We start from the raw sequence: 4801 nt of genomic DNA on the forward strand, positions 1-4801 counted from the left end.
AACACCCCAAATGTTAGATTTTTTCTGTCTAACTTTTGGGGTGCAGCTCATTTTCAAGAACCGTGTTTCGTTTTCTTCACTTTTTGGTGATTTTCAGGATTTATTTTGGTAGTGCGGGCTTTGTGGAGGAGAACCTCCAACCAGCTGCGTTTTTGGATGCGCTCTCTGACTTGCCCATTCTTTCGACTTTCTAGGTATTCGCCTAGATTTTTTGCTTTGAAAAACTCTGTGATTCCCATATTATTTTCCTAGGCAGAATTGGCTGAAGAGCTGGGTGATGAGCTCGTCTGGTGCAGCGTCACCAGTGATTTCACCAAGGATTTCCCAAGTACGAGTCAAATCGACCTGGAGGAGATCTACCGGCATGCCCAGTTCCAATCCCTGATTGACGGCTTGCAAGCTTTCGACAGCCTTTTCGATGAGAGAGATGTGGCGGGCATTGGACAGATAGGTGGCGTCTTGCTCGACAATTCCAGCATTCTCAAAGAAGAGCTGGTTGATACGATCCTCTATTTTATCAATGTTTTGATTGTGGAGGACGGAAATCTTGATTGCATCAGTCGGAAGCTGGTCTAGTTCAATCTTTTCTTCAAGGTCGGTCTTGTTCAGTAGAACGATGCGATTGCTGTCTTGGCTGATTTCAAGCAATTGTTTGTCTTGGTCAGTTAGTTGCTCGCTGGCATTGAGAACCAAGAGAACCAAGTCAGCTTCCTGCAAGACTTTTTTAGAGCGCTCAACGCCAATCTGCTCTACAAGATCATCCGTTTCCCGAATCCCTGCGGTATCAATAAGCTTGAGCGGTACGCCGTTAATATTGACATACTCCTCGATCACATCACGAGTTGTCCCCTCGATATCGGTCACAATTGCCTTGTCCTCACGCAGAAGATTGTTGAGGAGGCTGGATTTGCCAACATTAGGTCGACCGATGATAGCAGTAGAAATACCTTCGCGAAGAATCTTGCCTCGTCGCGCAGTTTTGAGAAGATGGGTCAGAAGTTGCTCAAATTCTAGCGTTTTTTCACGAATGATTTCCGTCGTTGCTTCCTCAACATCGTCGTACTCAGGATAGTCGATGTTGACCTCGACCTGAGCCAGTGTGTTGAGAATTTCCTGACGGGTACTGTTGATAAGGTCAGAAAGAGAGCCGTCCAGCTGCTTGACAGCATTGTTCATGGCTTTATCGGTCTTGGCGCGGATGATGTCCATGACAGCCTCAGCCTGAGTCAAATCCACGCGCCCGTTAAGAAAGGCCCGTTTGGTAAATTCGCCAGGCTCTGCCATTCTAGCCCCCTCGCGGATAGCCAGCTGCAGGATTTCATTAGTCACCGCAATTCCGCCGTGGGTGTTGATCTCGATGATATCCTCTCGGGTGAAAGTCTTGGGAGAGCGCATAGCGCCGACCATTACCTCATCCAGAATCTCCTGATTTTGAGGGTCAACGATATGGCCGTAGTTGAGTGTGTGGCTGGCCACTTTGCTTAAATCCTTACCTCTAAAGATTTTTTGGGCAATAGCAAAGCTGTCAGTCCCGCTTAGTCTGACGATACCGATGGCTCCTTCCCCAAGAGGGGTCGAAATCGCAGCGATTGTATCAAATTCTCGTGTTATCATGTATATCCTTTCTGAAAGCTTATTTAATAAGCTTTTCCTACCAGTTCGCCCAAAATTCACCCAAAAAGTTTTTGAGACTTGTGCATCATTTTGTCCTTACTTTGCATCAATTAATATGTATAATAGGAAAGTGATAGTTAAATCCTTGTGTCTTAGTAAAATGCGACTGACGGCTAGAGTTCTTTCCAATATTGGTAGAAGATAAACAGCTGTCGGGTAGGAAATTTATGTTATTCTAAACCTGTTCCTATCTTGCTAGTCAGTAGGAAAGAACCGTCTTCGTTTTTTGAAAAAGTTAGGATGACGGCTTGATATTTGCTTCCTCCTGGTAAGTAGGTGATGGTTTTTAATTCAGAGCCGCTGACAGTAGAAGTAGTTTCGTCAGTTGGTTTGCCGTGGTCGCGAATGACGTCGTCGTATTTTGTTCCGCCTGCACCTCTTTTCAAAATATCGCCCTCTTTGAGTGCATCAAATTCTGCTTTTGTCCATGTAAACGTCGTACTTTCTTCTTTTTCCTTTTCTTCTTTTCTTTCTGACGAATCAAAATAGGAACTATAAGAGTTTGTTAGAACATCAAGTCCTTTTCCCATCTCATTGAACATATGGGAATAGAATGATAGAGTGACCAGTGCGATGATTAAGGAAAAAAAGGAAATGACAGAGCCAATTATAGCCAAAGTTTTCGGTTTCTTTTTGTTAATAATGAGACCGATAATAGCAAGGATAAGAGCAATGGTACCGATAAAAAAAGATAGATAATTGATGATTGGTATCCAGGAGCCAAGTAAAGCGATTGATCCAAAGACAATGGCTAAAATACCTAAAACTTTATTTTCTTGCTGCATCATAACAACCTCCTCAGATTTTTTATAGCTTACTACTTGAAATATGTATTTCTTTCAATAATTTGCCTATCTTCATTGTAGCGTAAAATAGAACTAGGAGCAAGATTTTAAGGAGATTTTCGTGAAATGGAGCACTGTTAAAACGTGAAGAACCGTTTAAAGAACTGAAAACACTTTCAAATTTCAAAGAATTGTGATATACTAAACATAGTTGATTTGAGGAGGTGCTATGGAAACTCTAAAGAAACTAGCAGGCATCAAAGCTGCTGAATTTGTCGAAGACGGGATGGTGGTCGGTCTGGGAACAGGTTCGACTGCTTACTATTTTGTCGAGGAAATTGGTCGACGTATCAAAGAGGAAGGCTTGCAGATTACTGCAGTCACGACCTCTAGCGTGACCAGTAAGCAAGCAGAAGGCTTGGGCATTCCGCTGAAATCCATCGATGAAGTGGATCAGGTCGATGTGACCGTTGATGGAGCTGATGAAGTGGATCCTCAGTTCAACGGCATCAAAGGCGGAGGCGGAGCCCTGCTGATGGAGAAAGTTGTCGCGACACCTACCAAGAACTACATCTGGGTGGTTGATGAAAGCAAATTGGTTCAAAAGCTAGGTGCTTTCAAGCTGCCAGTCGAAGTAGTGCAATATGGTGCGGAGCAAGTTTTCCGTCGTTTTGTAGAGGCAGGCTACAAGCCAAGTTTCCGTGAAAAAAATGGCCAACGTTTTATCACGGATATGCAGAACTTCATTATTGATCTAGATCTAGGTGCAATCGAAAATCCAGTCGAATTTGGCCGAGAATTAGATCATATCGTGGGCGTTGTTGAACACGGCCTTTTCACCAAAATGGTCAACAAGGTGATCGTCGCAGGACAAGGTGGCGTGAACATTTTAGAAACAGACAACTAGAAAAGAGGTTTCCATGTCAAAATTTAATCGTATTCACTTAGTCGTTATGGACTCAGTCGGCATTGGGGCAGCACCAGATGCTAACAATTTTGTTAATGCAGGGGTGCCAGATGGAGCTTCCGATACGCTGGGACATATTTCCAAAGCAGTCGGTCTAGACGTGCCAAATATGGCTAAGCTAGGTCTGGGCAATATTGAGCGTGAGCAGGCCTTGAAAACTGTACCAGCTGAGGAAAATCCAAGTGGTTACTATACTAAATTAGAAGAAGTTTCTTTAGGTAAAGACACGATGACAGGCCACTGGGAAATCATGGGTCTGAACATTACTGAGCCTTTTGATACTTTCTGGAATGGCTTCCCAGAGGAAATCTTGACTAAAATTGAAGAATTTTCTGGGCGCAAAGTTATTCGTGAGGCTAACAAACCTTATTCTGGCACGGCAGTTATTGACGACTTCGGGCCTCGTCAGATGGAAACTGGCGAATTGATTATCTACACCTCTGCTGACCCAGTATTGCAAATCGCGGCACACGAAGAAGTAATTCCTTTGGACGAGCTCTATCGTATCTGCGAATACGCTCGCTCAATTACCTTGGAACGCCCTGCGCTTCTAGGCCGTATCATCGCTCGCCCTTATGTGGGTGAGCCAGGCAACTTCACTCGTACAGCCAATCGCCATGACTATGCAGTATCTCCATTTGAGCCAACTGTACTTGACAAGCTCAATGAAGCTGGTATTGATACATATTCAGTTGGTAAGATTAACGACATCTTCAACGGTGCTGGTATCAACCACGACATGGGCCACAACCAGTCCAATAATCATGGAGTGGACAATCTAGTCAAGGCTATCCAGTCTGAGGACTTCAAGTACGGCTTCTCATTTACCAACTTGGTGGACTTCGATGCTCTTTATGGTCACCGTCGTAATCCGCATGGCTACCGTGATTGTCTGCAAGAGTTTGATGCTCGCTTGCCAGAAATCATTGAAAACATGCGTGAAGATGATTTGCTCATGATTACCGCTGACCATGGTAATGATCCGACCTATGCCGGAACAGACCACACTCGTGAGTACATTCCACTCTTGGTCTTTGGTAAATCCCTCAAGGGGAATGGTCACTTGCCTGTCGGACATTTTGCGGACATTTCAGCAACTGTTGCGGACAACTTCGGTGTCGACAAGGCCATGATTGGTGAAAGTTTCTTGGACAAATTGGTCTAAGCATAAGAGAGTGAGGGAAATATTTTATGACAACATTATCTGAGAAAATCAAAGCAACGGCAGCCTTTCTGAAAGAAAAAGGTATGACAGAACCCGAATTCGGCTTGATCCTGGGATCTGGTTTGGGAGAATTGGCTTCTGAAATTGAAAATGCTGTTAGTCTTGACTATGCGGATATTCCAAACTGGGGCCGCTCAACTGTCGTTGGCC

Annotated in this window: 5 protein-coding genes and 1 pseudogene; 3 read left to right on the plus strand and 3 right to left on the minus strand. The window is 44.2% G+C overall.

The features are described 5' to 3' along the window. Positions 1-53: 53 nt before the first annotated feature. The 3 genes from Q0191_RS09450 to Q0191_RS09460 form a co-directional block, all read right to left on the minus strand. On the minus strand, positions 54-239 hold the full coding sequence (locus tag Q0191_RS09450) for a hypothetical protein (protein ID WP_297665941.1): 186 nt from the start codon (positions 237-239) through the stop codon (positions 54-56). A 1-nt stretch (position 240) separates the two neighbouring features. Next, entirely contained in the window at positions 241-1614 is a 1374-nt protein-coding gene (mnmE, locus tag Q0191_RS09455) for a tRNA uridine-5-carboxymethylaminomethyl(34) synthesis GTPase MnmE (protein WP_297665943.1), read from the minus strand. A gap of 230 nt (positions 1615-1844) precedes the next feature. Beyond that, positions 1845-2462: a CD20-like domain-containing protein gene (locus Q0191_RS09460; protein WP_297665945.1), complete on the minus strand. Its 618-nt coding sequence runs from the start codon at positions 2460-2462 to the stop codon at positions 1845-1847. A 226-nt stretch (positions 2463-2688) separates the two neighbouring features. Between Q0191_RS09460 and rpiA the strand changes: the two genes are divergently transcribed. The 3 genes and pseudogenes from rpiA to Q0191_RS09475 form a co-directional block, all read left to right on the plus strand. Next, a complete protein-coding gene (rpiA, locus tag Q0191_RS09465) occupies positions 2689-3366 on the plus strand; it encodes a ribose-5-phosphate isomerase RpiA (protein WP_297665947.1) in 678 nt (225 codons plus the stop codon). A 13-nt stretch (positions 3367-3379) separates the two neighbouring features. Then, positions 3380-4591, plus strand: a complete 1212-nt coding sequence (locus Q0191_RS09470) for a phosphopentomutase (RefSeq protein WP_297665949.1) — start codon at positions 3380-3382, stop codon at positions 4589-4591. A 26-nt stretch (positions 4592-4617) separates the two neighbouring features. Beyond that, positions 4618-4801: pseudogene (locus tag Q0191_RS09475) on the plus strand (purine-nucleoside phosphorylase); the annotation flags it as partial.

Source organism: uncultured Streptococcus sp. (assembly GCF_938036805.1).
GTDB lineage: Bacteria > Bacillota > Bacilli > Lactobacillales > Streptococcaceae > Streptococcus.

Bases quoted from the DNA above. Each gene is read 5' to 3' on its own strand.
- rpiA (WP_297665947.1), top strand. From the start codon at position 2,689: ATGGAAACTCTAAAGAAACTAGCAGGCATCAAAGCTGCTGAATTTGTC.
- mnmE (WP_297665943.1), bottom strand. From the start codon at position 1,614: ATGATAACACGAGAATTTGATACAATCGCTGCGATTTCGACCCCTCTT.
- Q0191_RS09470 (WP_297665949.1), top strand. From the start codon at position 3,380: ATGTCAAAATTTAATCGTATTCACTTAGTCGTTATGGACTCAGTCGGC.
- Q0191_RS09460 (WP_297665945.1), bottom strand. From the start codon at position 2,462: ATGATGCAGCAAGAAAATAAAGTTTTAGGTATTTTAGCCATTGTCTTT.
- Q0191_RS09450 (WP_297665941.1), bottom strand. From the start codon at position 239: ATGGGAATCACAGAGTTTTTCAAAGCAAAAAATCTAGGCGAATACCTA.